This window comes from Thermogemmatispora sp. (genome assembly GCF_019683635.1).
Taxonomy (GTDB): Bacteria; Chloroflexota; Ktedonobacteria; order Ktedonobacterales; family Ktedonobacteraceae; genus Thermogemmatispora.
Map to the genome: position 1 here is coordinate 44,047 of NZ_JADGIA010000006.1, position 14,146 is coordinate 58,192.

Sequence of the window (14,146 nt, forward strand, 5' to 3'; positions counted from 1 at the left end):
GGCCAGGGGGAGCGGGGTGAAGGGAAGCGGAGCGGTTGGCAACTGTGGTCTGTACGACAGCTCGAAAATCTGCTATAGTGGGAGACACCTCCAGGTTGATAGTCAGGTAGCGTTTCTAGCTTTTGTGACCAGGATGGCAGAAGCGTTGAAAGACAGAGATGCTTCGCCGGAACCAGGCGCTCAAGAGAAAGTTCAGCCGGGTTATCTTGGCCCGACGCCTCCGCCCGGTCGCCCGCCGGCCAAAGGGCAACGTATCTATGTAGAGCGACCGGAGCAGTTGCTCGACGCTGTCGAGATCTTACGCACGGCCCCCATCATTGGAGTCGATGCCGAGTTTGTCCAGGGTCGCTCGCGGCTCCTGGGCGAGAATGGTCCTTCTCATCGCCTGGCTCTGCTGCAGTTGGCGATCGATGGCCAGTGCTTTGTGATCGATGCCTGGCGCCTCGCTGATCTCTCCCCTCTGGCGGTGGTCACCGAGAATGCGGAGATCAGTATTCTGCTGCATGGGGCAGGGGCTGATCTGCACGTGATGGCCGAGCGCGGTCTGAATGTGGCGCACTATTTTGATCTGGAGGCCGCAAGCCGCTCGATCTTCGGCCAGAACGAGTCGTCACTGGCGGCGATGTTGCAGCGGGCCTTTGGCATCCATCTTGATAAGAGCCTGCAGCGCACCGATTGGGCGAGGCGTCCGCTGCCGCCGGCGATGGTGGCCTATGCGGCGCGGGACGCTGAGATGACGCTGGCTCTCTACTACTGGCTCGATGAGCACTATCACGATATACTGGTGCTTCATGAGTACGTTGGCGAGCTGGAACCAGTCGCCGACTGGATTGAGCCATTTCTGCGCGGGTCGTCGTCGCTGCCCGCCGAGCTGGCGGTGGCCGAGGCGCGCGCGAAGGGGCTATTGAGCGAGGAGCAGATCTACGCCGATTGCCGCGCTGCTCTGCTGAGCCTGCGCCATCCCATGCGCCGCAGCCGGCTCCTGCGCCTGATCGCCGATCTCTCGCTGACCGGCCTGGCGCCCGAGCTGGAAGCCTTGCTCAAGGCGCCGACCTCCGACGAACGCGCCGCCGCCGCGCGGGCTTTGGGCCGCTTGGGGCACCAGAGCAGCCGCGAGGCGATTCGTTCCCTGTTGCAGGACCCTGTCTATGATGTGCGCAAGGCTGCGCAATCTGCCCTGCGTACCCTCAATTCGTCTCCTCGTCCGTTGACCGCGCAGCCGACCCGCCTCACCGATGGCGCCCGCAGTTGGACGATCGGCGAGAGCGACGATACGGCCAACGACAGCGATTGGAAGGCCCGCCTCCGCTCACTTATGGATGAGTGAGTGGGTGGCGCTCGCCTCGATAGCTGGCGCTGTTGTTATCTGTCTCGATGAGCCTGACCTCGTAGAGCAGGCCCGGCGGAAGGGCCGCTTCCAGCCGCTCCCAGAACTTGATGACCAGATTCTCCGTGGTGGGAATGCTCTCGCGCAGCCAGGGCACGTCGTAATTGAGATGGCGATGGTCGACCTGGTCAACGATTTCGCGGTGCATGATCTCGCGCAACTCGGCCAGGTTCATGAGCATGCCCGTGCGTGGGTCTGGCTCGCCTCGCAGGGTGACCTCCAGAGTGTAGTTATGCCCGTGCCCGTTGGGATTGGCGCATTTGCCGTACAGTTCCCAGTTTTCGCGCTCGCTGAGGGCCTCGCTCCAGAGTCGATGCGAGGCGCTGAAGCTGGCGCGACGTGTTAAGTAGACCGTTGCCATAATCCCGTCTTGTCTCCCGTCTTGTCCACTCACTGGCCGACTGCTGGTAGATGAGGGACGGCCAGCTACCTGTCGGCTCGTCTCTTGTGACTGGTTCCTCTTGCTCTGCTTGCCTCCCTCGGCTGACTGGCTCTCTCAGCTCGCTCGCTAGGCGTTGCTGTAGATCTCCAGGTTGGTGCCGCTGAGCATGCGCCCGCTGTCGTCGGCCAGGAAAAGCAGGATCTCGGCCATGTCCTCTGCGCTCATGCCGGGCTTGAGGTGCGGTGCAGCCTGGCGCAGCATGTCGGTGTCAACTGCCCCTGGACTGACGGCGCAGACGCGGATGTTGTGGCCTTTTCCTTCCAGTGCCAGGATCTCGGTCAGGCTGGCGACACCTGCTTTGGAAACGTTGTAGGCGCTCAGGCCGGGGAATTTTTCGACGCCCTTGACTCCCGAGAGCGATGAGATGTTGATGATCACCCCCTGGCCCTGCTCGGCCATCAGGCGGAAGGCCGCCCGGCAGCACAGGAAGGTACCGCGCAGGTTGACGCCCAGAACACGGTCCCAGGTGGCCGTGTCCATTTCGCGAAAGGAGCGTACGGCCACGATGCCAGCGCTGTTGATGAGAATGTCAACGCGCCCGTAGTGGGCGCGGGCCTGCTGAAAGAGGTGCTCGACATCTTCTTCGCGAGCAACGTCTCCTGCGATGGCAAGAACCCGGCCCCCCTGGCGCTCGACGAGGGCGCGCGTCTCGTCGAGATGCTCTGGTGTGCGGCTGAACAGGACAAGAGAGGCTCCCTCACGCGCGAAGCGCTCGGCGGTGGCGCGCCCAATGCCCCGGCCTGCTCCGGTGATGACGGCGACACGATCTTTGATGCTCATGTTCGGAATTATAGCAAAGGTGGGCAGGCTTTTTCATGCTCTCCCGTTGTGGCTCTGCCGGGCCGGAGAGAGCTGGTGACGGCGCCGCCAGAAAGGGGGATTTGACAGCGACCAGGCTTGTGGCGCACAATGCTCCTGATGAGGGCGAGCGCGCGGGGAGGGACGGCTGAGGCTGGGTGTGACAGGGTGGGTGCGGCCTTGCTGGCGGAGGTTGTGAGACTTGCTCTCGTTTTTGGAGGAGGCTAAGGTAGCGAAGACGATGCGACTGGCGCTGATTGCTCCCTGGGTGGTGGTGCCACCGATCATCGGTGGGCTACAGATCCGCTTTCATCAGCTTCAGTCTCTGCTGGCGCGCCTGGCAGGTGCGCAGGGGCTGGCCGTCTGGGACCTGCGCGAGGGCGGCCCGGTCTCGTTGGAGGAGCCGCCGCTCTCCGATCCGCGACGTCCCGAGCTGGCGGCTTTTGTGCCACCGCACGGCGTCCGCGCACTGGGGCTGCGCCTGCGCCATCTGTGGCCGGGCTATGTGGCTCCCTCGCTGGCTGACCAGCGCCGGCGCTTGCTGGAATGGCTTGCGCAGCAGCAGGCGACGCATGTTGTGCTGGTTCATCCCTATGCCAGCGAGCTGGCGCCGATTCTGAAGCGACGTGGGCTGCACGTCTTTATCGATTGCCATAATGTTGAAAGCGAGCTGGCGCTGCAGCTGGCAGAACTGGCCGGCTCAGCGCGCGAGGCAGAGGAGGCGCGGCTGCGCCATCTGGTCTTTCGTCGGCGTGAGCGCCGCTGCTTCCCGGCTGCCGATGAGGTCTGGCTGCCGTCGGAGGAAGATGTCTGCCGTCAGCAGCAGGTGTGTGGTACCGGCGCGAGGCTGCGGCTGCGCGTTGTGCCGAACGCTCTCGATCTGCGTCAATATGAGCCGCCGCGGGCGCGGGCGCCGGAGGCTACCGAGGCTGGAGCGGAAGCCGAGGCCGAAGCGGAGGAGATGCTGGATATCGTCTATCCGGCGGAGTTCGGCTATGGTCCCAATGTGGAGGCGGCGGCCCTGCTGAGCGAGCGCATTCTACCCGCCGTGCGTCGTCGCTGTCCGCGGGCGCGCCTTGTGCTGGTTGGGCGCGATCGCTATGGGCTGGTGGCCTGTCTGCGCCGTGAGCCGGAGGTCGTCGTCACTGATACCGTTCCTGATGTGCGTCCCTATCTGGCGCGGGCGGCGGTTGTGCCGGTGCCGCTGCGGCATGGTTCGGGCACCCGTTACAAGATCCTGGAGGCTCTGGCGCTGGAGCGGGCCGTGGTCACGACGCCGCGCGGAGCCGAGGGCCTGGCCCTGCGCGATGGTGAGCATGGGCTTGTGCGCGAGCTGGGGGACTTCGACGAGGCCATTGTGACCCTGCTGCGCGATCGGCAGCTGGCGCGTCAGCTTGGGCGCAACGGGCGGCGCCTGGTTGAAGAGCGCTATTCCTGGGAGGCCCTTGTGCCACTGCTGCGTGCGGCTCTGGAGGGAAGCGGGCGGACGTCGGGGCAGGACGGTGCTTGTTGAAATGACTTGGCATCTGTTATAATGCATCAAGTGTACTCTCCGCAGCAGCAAACGGAGATTGGGACGCTGAGGCACTGGCTGGCTAGCTGACAGGCAGAGAGACGGACGGGCCTGGCCGCGGATGACGATAGGACAGGTGGCGAGGAGGCAAGTCCCATTCGAGGGAGAACTATGACGACGAATACCAGACTCTTGCAGGGGTCGCTGAGAGATTTCGGGCTGGTTGAAATTCTGCAGATGATGGAGCTGGGGTCGGCGACGGGTGCCTTGCACTTGAAGCACGAGCAGGGGCGGGTCGGTATTCTCTATTTCAGCGATGGCAAGATCGCCAACTGCTCTGAGCTTGATCCTTGCGCGCTGACGCTGGGCGACGTGCTCCAGCAATTGGGGATGGCCACCTATCAGGAGGTGGAGTTTGCCTTTAACCAGCAGCTGCAGGACGCTTTCGGGCGCCGCATTGGCGAGCGCCTGATTGCCATGCGCGTCATTAATGAGCAGCAGCTCTACGAGGCCCTGCGTACGAAAGCGCTCTGGACGGCGCGCGAGCTGGCCCTCTGGCGTGAAGGCACCTATGAGTTCATTACGAGTCCCAAGAAGCAGGCTTTTCTGCCCTATGGAGAGCAGCCGCTCGACCTGGAGATTGTGCGCGTGACGATGGAGATGGTGCGCTATGCGGATGAGTGGGAGCAGCTCAAGCTCTATCTGCCCAATGGGATGCGCACCGTGCTTCAGCTGGTGCCGGCGATTCCCTACCCGCTCAGCTTCAACGGGCGCGTGATCGAGGTGCTGCAGCGGGTGGCGATCCATCGCTGGGTGCGCAAGGTCGCCACCGGCCTGCGCCGGCCCGAGTTGGAGGTGGCGCGCGATCTGGCGACGCTCGTGCAGCAGCGGCTGATCGTTCCTTTGGCCGAGGAGCCGCATCCACCCTCACGCGGCGCGCGGACGGTCCGCCTGCCTGGCCCCGCCGAACGGATGCGTATGGAGAGCTTCGAGCTGCTGAATCTGATCAGCCGCATGGAGCAGGATTGGTATAAGCGCAAGAGTCCGGTCGAGCAGTTGCCGGCCCTGGTGCACTATATTAACTGGACGATGGAGGCCCTGGCCGAGACCTGCCGTGCCAATGGGACCGATCTGGACCCCAATACGCTGGAGGCCCTGCTAACGCGCGAGCATCTGCGCTATATGGGGAACTATAAGTTCATTATCCAGAATAATCGCATCGAGGTGGAGAATTTCACGGCCCTCTGCCATGAGGTGCTCCACGGTGATCTGCAGCGCTCCAAGGAGTTCTACGAGGAAGCGCTCTCGGTGCTCTCGCGCATCTTGCGCGTGATCTTTGAGACGATTAACTCGCGCGTGGCCTCGCTCTATGAACGACTGGAGAATCAAGAGGTCTGGGAAGCCTTCTTCTCGCTCTTTGAGCCGCCTCAGAACTGAGCCTGAGCCGCGCTGGCCTGGGGAAGAGAGCGACAGAGAAGGGCAGCGGCGCGGCGGAGCAGGCGCTGCTCGTCGTCCAGGACCGGCGTGATCCGGTTCGCTTCCTGGAGCCGCCAGGCCGCTGCCCTGTGATTGGGCTTGTTCGCTGTAGAGGAGGGAAAGCTATTCGTAGACAACGGCGACGGTCTTGACCTCGCTGTAGTCGGCGACGGCGTCAGGCCCTAGCTCGCGGTGACCGTTGCCGCTGGCCTTCATTCCTCCAAAGGGCATGTGGATCTCCGAGCGGGTGGTGGGGGCGTTGACGTAGATCAACCCAGACTGAATGTCGCGCATAGCACGGAAAGTGTAGTGTGTGCTGCGCGTGAAGATGGCCGTCGAGAGGCCGTAGATCGTGCTGTTGGCGACGGCGACGGCCTCTTCGTAGGAAGCCACCGGGATGATGGAGACGAAGGGACCGAAGATCTCTTCGCGGGCGATACGCATCTCGGGCTGCACCTCACCGAAGATGGTCGGCTGATAAAAGGCCCCATCGCTGTATTCTCCCTCACGCAGCGGATTGCCCCCGTACAGAAGCCTGGCCCCTTCACGCTTGCCCAGCTCGGTGTATTCGTGCACTGCCTGCACGCGCCCCCGGTTGACGAGCGGCCCCATGTCGATATCTTCGCGCAGGCCATCGCCGATGCGCAGGCTGGCGGCGGCTTCGATGAGGCGCTCGCTAAATTCGGAGACGACGGCGCGGTGGACGATGACGCGGCTGGTCGCCGTGCAGCGCTGGCCGGTGGTGCCGAAGGCTCCCAGAGCGACGCTGGCGACGGCACGCGGCAGGTCGGCGTCCTCCAGCACGATGACCGCGTTCTTGCCGCCCAGCTCCAGCGCGCAGCGGCGCAGGTCGCGACCGCATAGCTCTGCAACGCGTCGTCCGACTTCGGTCGAGCCGGTCAGGGAGATCATATTGACGTCGGGATGGCTGGCCAGGGCTTCGCCCAGGGTGCCACCAGGCCCGGTGACGACGTTGAAGAGGCCGTCGGGAAGACCAGCTTCCTGCAGGATCTGGGCCAGTTTGAGGGCCAGCAGGGGGGTGTCGCTGGCGGGTTTCAGGACAACGGCATTGCCAGCCTGCAGGGCGGGAAAGGTTTTCCAGGCGGGAATGGCTAGAGGGAAGTTCCAGGGGGTAATAAGACCAACGACGCCTAGCGGCTGGCGCACGGTCAGATAGAGCTTGCCACGCTGGACCGAGGGGACGGTCTCGCCTTCGGCGCGCCAGCCGTCGCTGGCGATGTAACGGGCGACATCGATAGCCGTCTGAACTTCTCCCCGCGCCTCGTTGAGGATCTTGCCCATCTCGCGCGTCATGAGGACCGCCAGCTCTTCCTGACGCGTCTCCAGGATCTGAGCCGCCCGCAGCAGGATCGCGGCGCGCTGGGGCGCAGGTGTGGCCGCCCAGGCGGGTTGCGCCTGACGCGCGGCGCGCACGGCCTCATCAAGGTCAGCGACGCTCGATTGCTGGTAGTAGCCAATGATTTCGGAGAAATGGGCCGGGTTGGTGCTGACAAAGGTGGCCCCGCTCGCCGAGGGGCGCCACTGGCCGCCGATGAAGTTATAGAAGACCGGCGGCTCGCTGCGCGCCGGAACGTCTGTCTGGACGTGTGGCTGTGTCATAGAAAAGGTCACTCCTCGCTGAGAATCGTCACATTCACGTCATCCTGTGAAAACAGCACGGGATCGGCTTTGATCAGCGGCTGGGGCTGCTGACTGCTCGCGGCTGGCGCTGGCCGGCCTGGCCGCGGGCAGCCGATCCTCATTATAGCATACCAGCTCCTGTGCTTCTGATCTGAACGAGCCAGCCACTGCTGAGCCAGGCCAACCTGCTCGCACCTTGACCCAGGCTGCTCGTCTGACCTAGATTCTCTACGTGTGAATGGTCTGCATAGTTCGGAGGAGGGACCGACCTGGTCTGCAGGCCGAGGGAGGCTACGCTGACGTCCCCGCGTCTCGGAGGGCGGTCGCTCTTCTGTGAAAGAGAACGAAAGGAAACACGCGCATGAGCGGAGCAAACACTGCGGAGCAGCGAGGCAAAGTGCAGGTCGGTGACCTGGCGCCAGACTTCACTCTGCCCGATCAGGCAGGTCGTCCGGTCAGCCTTCACGACTTCATCGGCAAGTCTGTTGTTGTCCTCTACTTCTATCCCAAGGACAATACACCCGGCTGTACCACAGAGGCGATCTGCTTCCGCGATAGCTATGTGGTCTTTAAGCAGGCGGGGGCTGAAGTCATCGGCATTAGCTCGGACTCGACCGAGTCGCATGAGCAGTTTGCCAATCAGCATCGGCTGCCCTTCATCCTGCTGAGCGACCAGGGGGCTGCCGTACGCAAGCGCTATGGGGTACCGACAACGCTCGGCCTGCTGCCGGGGCGCGTGACCTATATTATCGACAAGCGCGGTGTGGTGCGCCACATCTTCTCATCGCAGTTCAACCCCGAGAAGCATGTTGAGGAGGCCCTGAACATCGTGCGGACCTTGCAAGAAGAGGAAGGGGCCGGTACCTCGCAGGCTCCTGCCGGGGAGGGCTGAGAGCAAACCTGAGCTGAGCGCTGGCAGCCCTCAGCCCTACGGGCAAGCCAGCGACAGCGGGATTCCGATCACCGGCGCCGGTCGCAGGAACGGACAAAAGAGAGCGCGGCCCGGCCTTCTCTCTCTGCTCCTGCTCCGGCGAACCAGAGCAGGTGGTTGGGGGAGGAAGCCGGGTCGCGCTTTGTACTGGGCGTGCGTGCACCCACATCGAAGGCGATGAGGATGAGGGGAGAGCTTAGGCCGTCTCGATGGTTGGGCTGCCGCTGCTTGGCTCGGCGCGCGGCTGCTCCGCGGCGGGAGCCGACTCGCTGCTGTAGTCGCCCTCCTGAGCTGGACGCTTGAAGACATAGTAGGCCGAGGTTGAGGTCAGGGGCTGAATGCCCACCAGCTCCCAGCCTTCGCGGCCCAGGCTGCTCAGATAGCGGCGCACGAAGGCGCTGCGTCGCTCGTTGCCGATCAGCGTCTCCAGACCTTCGCAGGAGATGCGCCCACGGGTATCAATATAAGCGACCTTATAGGCCCACTGCTGTGGCATAGCGCTGACTTACTCCTTTCAGCTCGCTCGCTAACTTGCTCGCTTGCTCGCTGGACCGCAGCCTGGATGGCTGAGGAAAGACCAGGCCAGGCGCAACGGGCGCGGGGTCGATGGGGCCTTGCCCTCTGTCTGGCTCTTCTGCTAAGCAAAGGACAGGGCAGGTGTGCGACCCGTGGTAGTCGAACCATGCCGGACCCTTGAAGCCACATCCGGTGGCTTCCCTGGCGCCGGGCAGGCCGATCTGACGCCTCGCACGCTTCTGTCAGAGAGTACGGCCTGCCCGCCAGACACCGGGGCCTGCCGGGTTCCACAATGCAACAGGCTCCGGGCAGGGGGGCATGGTCCGCTTCCCCGGGCCTTGCCGCCCATGAAACAGTATAGCCTCGCGCCAGACGGAGCGCACCGTCAGAAGGCCGGGGAAGAAGGCCGGGAAACCCCCCAGGCCGGAACCTGTTCAAATCACCAGGGAGGGGCGAGAAAGAGCAAGGCGAGAGGGAAGGTGAAGCGGCGACAGGGTCAGGAGGGCAGGGGGAGATCGAACGAGAAAGTGGTGCCCTGGTCCTCGGCGCCGGGACGCTCCAAACGCAGCGTACCGCCGTGGGCCTCGACGATGCTCTTCGTGATGTAGAGGCCCAGACCCGACCCTTGACGGCTGCGCGCTGTCTGCAGGCGCACGTAGGGGCGGAAGATGCTGTTGATCTCCGCTGCCGGGATGACACGCCCCACATTGTGAACGCTCACGCGTACCAGATGCTCCTCTGGCTGACTCACACGGACGGTAATGGTCGTGTGCTCGTCAGAGTACTTGATGGCGTTATCCAGCAAGTTGCCGACGGCCTGCTGCAGGCGCTCGCCGTCCCAGCGACCGACGAGGGGCGTCTCAGGAACCTCGACTTCGAGGCGGTGGTAAGGGGCCAACGGGCGGAACTGCTCAACCAGCTCGCGGATCAGCGCTACGATATCACACTCGGCCAGCAGGAGTTTGAACTGGCCGGTAGACAGGTAAGAGGCGTCGAGCAGGTCATTGACCAGGCGTTTGAGGCGCTGAGCCTGACTGATAATGATAGCCGTGCCACGCTCGACCGTCTCGCGGCGGCAGTTGGGGCGGGCGATCATCTGGGCATAGTTGATGATGGGAGCGAGCGGGCCACGCAGCTCATGAGCGATCATCGCGGTAAACTGCTCTTTGCGCGCTAATTCCTCCTGAAGGAGCATATTGGTTCGTGTCAGCTCATCTACTTGTTGTTGCAGCGCCCTGACGACCTCTTCCTGCGACTGCTTGCGGTGAGCTCGCATGCGTGTGGCCTCCCTACTCGCTCGGTGGCTAATACATCGTTAAGTATACACTTAATCTACGTGGCCGGCGGTTGAGGCGGAAACCACTGGGAATTTTGGGGGAGAGAGAGGTGAAGAAGACGGGCTTCCGCTCTTGGGAAGAAGGCGCGCCGCTGTCAAGAGGGGCAGGCAAGCGTAAGCGCTTGCTGCCTCTCGACAGCTGCAATGCGTGTCAATTCCTTCCTTCTTTCCTTCATTCATTCTGCCGGAATCAGACCCAGGTCGCGTAGCTCTTCCCTGGCTCCCTCGCTCAATTGGGTGAGGTCGAGGCTGGGATCGGCATGGGCGATCAGGTGGCGCAGCCGCTCGATAATCTCCTGGCGGGTGTAGAAATCGCTCGCCAGCCACAGCTCGCCAATGGTGATTTCGATCTGTCGGCGCTGCAGAGCGGCCAATGCCGATTCGGCCATGCGTTGTCTGCTCCCTTCGTGATGTTGCAGCTCTGCCTGGCTGCCTGAGCCGTGTCGAGCTGCTCCCTGCCGCGCAGCTTCAGGTCAGTCAGGGAGGTGCGACCACCGTTGTGGTGGCCTGCTAGCTAGTGTTGGCGAGGTGGATGCTCACCCCGACTGGCTCAGGAGCCGCTGCTACTGGAGGCTACAGGGGCCTTACTGCTCCCGCTTCCCTCGCTTGTCGAGGAGGAGCTGCTGCTCTCGCTCTCGCTGGACTTGCTGCTCGTGCTATGTGACGAGCTAGCGCCGTTTGAACTACTGGAGCTGGTGTAGTCCGTTTTATAGAAGCCGTGCCCCTTGAAGACAATCCCCGTAGGGAAGAGCACGCGATGGATCTCGCCGCCACACTGTGGGCAGACTGTTAAAGGATCGTCCGTGATTTTCTGCCAAATCTCGAAACGATGCTCGCATGCCCGGCACGCATATTCATACGTGGGCATAGGATGCTGTCACCTCCGCGCCAGAACATGGCTCAACACTGGAGAACGAAACGAAGAAAGGAGGTCTGGTGATGACTTCCTTTCCCTACATAAGAAACAGGAGGGAAAGCGTGGCCGCTTTCCTCCTTACCTGGCAAGAGAGCGTCTGCTCAATGTAAGAGATGCTCTACATTAAATAGTAATCGCCAATCTCTTCGTTGTCAATCGAAGGCGTGGAGTGCTAGCGCTCGCCGTGCAGCGTCGGCAGCGCGTTGAGGGCCGCAAGCCTGTCCTCGGCGGTTGGCCTGCGGCTCTCCTCTCTCTGCCCGTCTGCTCAGGAGCTGCCGATATACTCCTTGACCTTCTCGGCGGCGGCGCGTGTCATGCCCTCGACGGCGGCCAGCTCCTCGACGCTGGCCTCGCGGATGGCCTGCACAGAGCCAAAGTGCTTGAGCAGGGCCTGCTTGCGCCGGGGGCCGATGCCTGGGATTTCGTCGAGCTGCGATTTAAAGGTGCGCTGACTGCGCAGCTTGCGATGGTAGGTGATGCCGAAGCGGTGGGCCTCGTCGCGGATGCGCTGCAGCAGATAGAGGCCCTGCGAGGTACGCGGCAGGCGCAGCGGCTCGGCAGTTCTGGGGAGATAGATCTCCTCGGCAGTGGGCAGGCGACTGTGGGAGCCTTCTTCTTTGGCCAGGCCGATGATGGGCACTTCGACGTGCAGCTCCTGCAGGACCTGCAGAGCGGCGTTGAGCTGGGCTTTGCCGCCGTCGATGACGATGAGGTCCGGCAGTGGCCAGTCGTGGCTGAAGGCGGCTACCTGCCCTTCGGCGTTCTCGACGCCGGCGCGCTCGTCGTCCACGTTAGAGTTGGGGGCGCCGGTATCGGCGGCGTCCCGGCTCGGGGCTGGCTCGCGGCGGAAGCGTCGGCGCAGGATCTCCTGATGGCTGGCAGGGTCGTTGGCGCCTTCGACGCTCTTGATGCGGAAGCGCCGGTACTCCGCCGGCTTGGGGCGCCCGGCCTCAAAGACGACCATTGCGCCGACGGCGCTGCTGCCCTGGATATTGGAGATGTCGTAGCATTCGATGCGGTAGGGCGGCGCCGCCAGGTTGAGGGCGGCCTGCAGCTCTTCGAGGGCGAGCTGCGTCTTCTGGCTATCGCTGAGCCATTTGATGCGTTGCTGCTCCAGGACCTCCTGAGCATTCTGTTTGACTAGCTCGATCAGGCTGCGTTTCTCGCCGCGCCGTGGAATGCTCAGGTTGATGGCCTTGCCGCGCCGGCTCCTGAGCCAGGCCAGCAGCATATCGCGGTCGTCCGGCTCGACTTCGAGCACGATTTCGGCGGGGATGTGGGGCGCGCTTTCGTAAAATTGCTGCAGGAAGGAACTCATGATTTCGCCCGGGCTGCTATCGCGAGTGCCCTGCAGGATGAAGTATTCGCGCCCGATGAGCTTGCCGCCGCGGAAAAAGAAGACCTGGGCGCAGGTCTCGTCTTCGGCTCCGGCCAGGGCGATGACATCCTGATCTTCTTGCCCTTCGGTGTTGATGATGCGCTGCTTCTCCAGAATATGCTCGACGGCGCGGATGCGGTCGCGCAGACGGGCGGCCTCCTCGAAGTTGAGGGCCTCTGCGGCCTCGTACATGCGAGCCTCTAGCTGCTTGAGCACTTCCTCGTGTTTGCCTTCGAGGAAGAGGATGACCTGCTCGATGATGGCGTCATATTCTTCGCGCGTGACGTGGCCAACGCAGGGGGCCAGGCAGCGGTGAATGTAGTACTGGGTGCAGGGCCGGCTGAGATATTTGGGCTTCCAGCCCGGCGGCGTCTGGCCGTTGCGCGGCGGGGCCCAGGCGCTGCCGTCATAGCGGCAGGTGCGGAAGGGAAAGAGCTTGTTGAGCAGGTCAAGGGTGGCGTCGACGGCGCCTGAGCTGGTGTATGGCCCAAAGTAGCGGTTGCCGTCGCGCTGGTAATTGCGCACGCGATAGACGCGCGGAAAGTCCTCGCTCAGGGCAACTTTGATGTAGGGATAATTTTTGTCGTCACGCAGCAGGACATTATATTTCGGGCGATATTGTTTGATGTAGTTGCTTTCGAGGACGAGGGCCTCGATTTCGTTTTCGACGACGACGTATTCGATGTCGTCGACGCGAGCGACCATGCTGCGATTTTTGGGGCTGAGGTCGGCAGATTCCTGAAAGTAGGAGCGAACGCGCTGATGGAGCGAGACGGCTTTGCCGACGTAGATGATTTGCCCCTGGGCATCCTTCATGAGATAGATGCCGGGTTTGTGGGGCAGGCTGTTGAGGACGCTACGAATTTTGTCGTTCATGTTGGCTTGTTCGCTTCGCTGTGATGATGCTGGCCTGGGTCTGGTCTGGCTGGTTGAGCACTGGCTATGGATGCTATGGATGCTATGTTTCTGCTGCCCTGGCTGACTGAGACCAGGCTGCCATGATCCGCCTGTGGGGACTGCCGTTTCATTATACTACAGCGGTGGTAAGAAGGCGCAGGCTCAGCCGTAGCGGCCTCCGCCGGGCCGGGCCGGGCCGGGCCTGTGGCTGAAAAAGTGGTGCCCGCAGCGTTCCCTTCTGGACAGTACTCTTTGAGAACAGAGGAGCGAGAGATTATCATGACTGGAGCCTATCAGTCCGATCCGCCACCGGCTCTCTTCCTGGCCGCGGGTGCCGCTGCTGCTGGAGAGGTGCATCAGTTAGGGATCAGCACGCTCACCTTTAAGGTGACAACTCCCAACGCCGCCGATCTCTTCGTTCTGGAGAATCACTTTCGCACAGGCGGGGGGCCGCCGCGCCATCTGCACTACGATCAGGAAGAGTGGTTCTATGTGCTCGCGGGGACCTTTCTCTTCGAGGTGGGCTTGCAGCGCTATTCGCTTGAGCCGGGGGCTTCGCTGCTGGCTCCGCGTGGTGTGCCCCATGTCTGGGCCTGCACCGGTGCGGGCCGTATCCTGATCGCCTTCCTGCCGGCGGGCAAGATGGAAGCGTTCTTTCGGGCGGTGACCGCTCGTGGGGAGGCGCCGGCGATGCCGCCGCAGGAGGCGGCTCTCTGGCGCGCTCATGGCATGGAGCTGCTTGGGCCGCCGTTGCCGCTGGCCTGATCCAGGCTGGGGAAGAAGAGAGGGCTGTGGCTCTGTCGTCTGGGGCTGGCAATTGCTATAATGAGGCTAATCGGCAGGCACTGGCTCGCACCTGTGCTGCGGGCGGTGCGTGCCGTGAAAATGGAAAATGATTGCGGGAGGCGTGCTATG

General features: G+C 63.0%; 14 protein-coding genes. 5 read left to right on the forward strand and 9 right to left on the reverse strand.

What is annotated here, in order from left to right:
- Positions 1-145: 145 nt before the first annotated feature.
- The gene (locus IRZ31_RS01690) at positions 146-1,327 is read left to right on the forward strand and encodes a HEAT repeat domain-containing protein (RefSeq protein WP_297148869.1); all 1,182 of its coding nucleotides are present in this window, start codon (positions 146-148) and stop codon (positions 1,325-1,327) included.
- On the opposite strand, the gene IRZ31_RS01695 is transcribed toward IRZ31_RS01690, so the two are convergent.
- Together IRZ31_RS01695 and IRZ31_RS01700 are read right to left on the reverse strand one after the other, a co-directional pair.
- Entirely contained in the window at positions 1,314-1,748 is a 435-nt protein-coding gene (locus IRZ31_RS01695; RefSeq protein WP_297148870.1) for a 6-carboxytetrahydropterin synthase, read from the reverse strand. The genes IRZ31_RS01690 and IRZ31_RS01695 overlap by 14 nt on opposite strands.
- A 147-nt stretch (positions 1,749-1,895) precedes the next feature.
- Positions 1,896-2,609 carry an SDR family oxidoreductase gene (locus tag IRZ31_RS01700; RefSeq protein WP_297148872.1) on the reverse strand — a complete coding sequence of 238 codons (714 nt, stop codon included), beginning with the start codon at positions 2,607-2,609 and terminating at the stop codon, positions 1,896-1,898.
- A gap of 259 nt (positions 2,610-2,868) precedes the next feature.
- Here IRZ31_RS01700 and IRZ31_RS01705 point away from each other — a divergent pair, with 259 nt between their 5' ends.
- Positions 2,869-4,140, forward strand: coding sequence for a glycosyltransferase (locus tag IRZ31_RS01705; protein WP_297148874.1), 1,272 nt, complete (start codon positions 2,869-2,871; stop codon positions 4,138-4,140).
- A 171-nt stretch (positions 4,141-4,311) separates the two neighbouring features.
- A complete protein-coding gene (locus IRZ31_RS01710; protein ID WP_297148876.1) occupies positions 4,312-5,577 on the forward strand; it encodes a DUF4388 domain-containing protein in 1,266 nt (421 codons plus the stop codon).
- Positions 5,578-5,739: 162 nt separating this feature from the next.
- Here IRZ31_RS01710 and IRZ31_RS01715 read toward each other — a convergent pair whose 3' ends face one another.
- Both IRZ31_RS01715 and IRZ31_RS01720 read right to left on the reverse strand, forming a co-directional pair.
- Positions 5,740-7,236, reverse strand: coding sequence for an aldehyde dehydrogenase family protein (locus tag IRZ31_RS01715; RefSeq protein WP_297148877.1), 1,497 nt, complete (start codon positions 7,234-7,236; stop codon positions 5,740-5,742).
- Between the two features lie 8 nt (positions 7,237-7,244).
- Complete coding sequence (locus IRZ31_RS01720; protein ID WP_297148879.1) at positions 7,245-7,379, reverse strand: hypothetical protein; 135 nt, start codon at positions 7,377-7,379, stop codon at positions 7,245-7,247.
- A 239-nt stretch (positions 7,380-7,618) separates the two neighbouring features.
- On the opposite strand from IRZ31_RS01720, the gene IRZ31_RS01725 reads away from it, so the two are divergent.
- Entirely contained in the window at positions 7,619-8,149 is a 531-nt protein-coding gene (locus IRZ31_RS01725) for a peroxiredoxin (protein WP_297148881.1), read from the forward strand.
- 235 nt (positions 8,150-8,384) lie between these two features.
- On the opposite strand, the gene IRZ31_RS01730 is transcribed toward IRZ31_RS01725, so the two are convergent.
- The 5 genes from IRZ31_RS01730 to uvrC form a co-directional block, all read right to left on the reverse strand.
- Entirely contained in the window at positions 8,385-8,684 is a 300-nt protein-coding gene (locus tag IRZ31_RS01730; RefSeq protein WP_297148883.1) for a hypothetical protein, read from the reverse strand.
- A 516-nt stretch (positions 8,685-9,200) separates the two neighbouring features.
- A complete protein-coding gene (locus IRZ31_RS01735) occupies positions 9,201-9,980 on the reverse strand; it encodes a HAMP domain-containing sensor histidine kinase (protein WP_297148884.1) in 780 nt (259 codons plus the stop codon).
- A 236-nt stretch (positions 9,981-10,216) separates the two neighbouring features.
- Positions 10,217-10,429 (reverse strand): hypothetical protein, encoded by a 213-nt coding sequence (locus IRZ31_RS01740; RefSeq protein ID WP_297148886.1) that lies wholly within the window; start codon positions 10,427-10,429, stop codon positions 10,217-10,219.
- Between the two features lie 161 nt (positions 10,430-10,590).
- Positions 10,591-10,908 (reverse strand): FmdB family zinc ribbon protein, encoded by a 318-nt coding sequence (locus tag IRZ31_RS01745; RefSeq protein ID WP_297148888.1) that lies wholly within the window; start codon positions 10,906-10,908, stop codon positions 10,591-10,593.
- Between the two features lie 313 nt (positions 10,909-11,221).
- Positions 11,222-13,210 (reverse strand): excinuclease ABC subunit UvrC, encoded by a 1,989-nt coding sequence (uvrC, locus tag IRZ31_RS01750; protein ID WP_297148890.1) that lies wholly within the window; start codon positions 13,208-13,210, stop codon positions 11,222-11,224.
- 300 nt (positions 13,211-13,510) lie between these two features.
- Here uvrC and IRZ31_RS01755 point away from each other — a divergent pair, with 300 nt between their 5' ends.
- Positions 13,511-13,996, forward strand: coding sequence for a cupin domain-containing protein (locus IRZ31_RS01755; RefSeq protein WP_297148892.1), 486 nt, complete (start codon positions 13,511-13,513; stop codon positions 13,994-13,996).
- The last annotated feature ends 150 nt before the right edge of the window (positions 13,997-14,146 follow it).

Coding starts and splice junctions, on each gene's coding strand:
- IRZ31_RS01695 (WP_297148870.1), bottom strand. CDS start 1,748: ATGGCAACGGTCTACTTAACACGTCGCGCCAGCTTCAGCGCCTCGCAT.
- IRZ31_RS01700 (WP_297148872.1), bottom strand. CDS start 2,609: ATGAGCATCAAAGATCGTGTCGCCGTCATCACCGGAGCAGGCCGGGGC.
- IRZ31_RS01705 (WP_297148874.1), top strand. CDS start 2,869: ATGCGACTGGCGCTGATTGCTCCCTGGGTGGTGGTGCCACCGATCATC.
- IRZ31_RS01710 (WP_297148876.1), top strand. CDS start 4,312: ATGACGACGAATACCAGACTCTTGCAGGGGTCGCTGAGAGATTTCGGG.
- IRZ31_RS01715 (WP_297148877.1), bottom strand. CDS start 7,236: ATGACACAGCCACACGTCCAGACAGACGTTCCGGCGCGCAGCGAGCCG.
- IRZ31_RS01720 (WP_297148879.1), bottom strand. CDS start 7,379: ATGAGGATCGGCTGCCCGCGGCCAGGCCGGCCAGCGCCAGCCGCGAGC.
- IRZ31_RS01725 (WP_297148881.1), top strand. CDS start 7,619: ATGAGCGGAGCAAACACTGCGGAGCAGCGAGGCAAAGTGCAGGTCGGT.
- IRZ31_RS01730 (WP_297148883.1), bottom strand. CDS start 8,684: ATGCCACAGCAGTGGGCCTATAAGGTCGCTTATATTGATACCCGTGGG.
- IRZ31_RS01735 (WP_297148884.1), bottom strand. CDS start 9,980: ATGCGAGCTCACCGCAAGCAGTCGCAGGAAGAGGTCGTCAGGGCGCTG.
- IRZ31_RS01740 (WP_297148886.1), bottom strand. CDS start 10,429: ATGGCCGAATCGGCATTGGCCGCTCTGCAGCGCCGACAGATCGAAATC.
- IRZ31_RS01745 (WP_297148888.1), bottom strand. CDS start 10,908: ATGCCCACGTATGAATATGCGTGCCGGGCATGCGAGCATCGTTTCGAG.
- uvrC (WP_297148890.1), bottom strand. CDS start 13,210: ATGAACGACAAAATTCGTAGCGTCCTCAACAGCCTGCCCCACAAACCC.
- IRZ31_RS01755 (WP_297148892.1), top strand. CDS start 13,511: ATGACTGGAGCCTATCAGTCCGATCCGCCACCGGCTCTCTTCCTGGCC.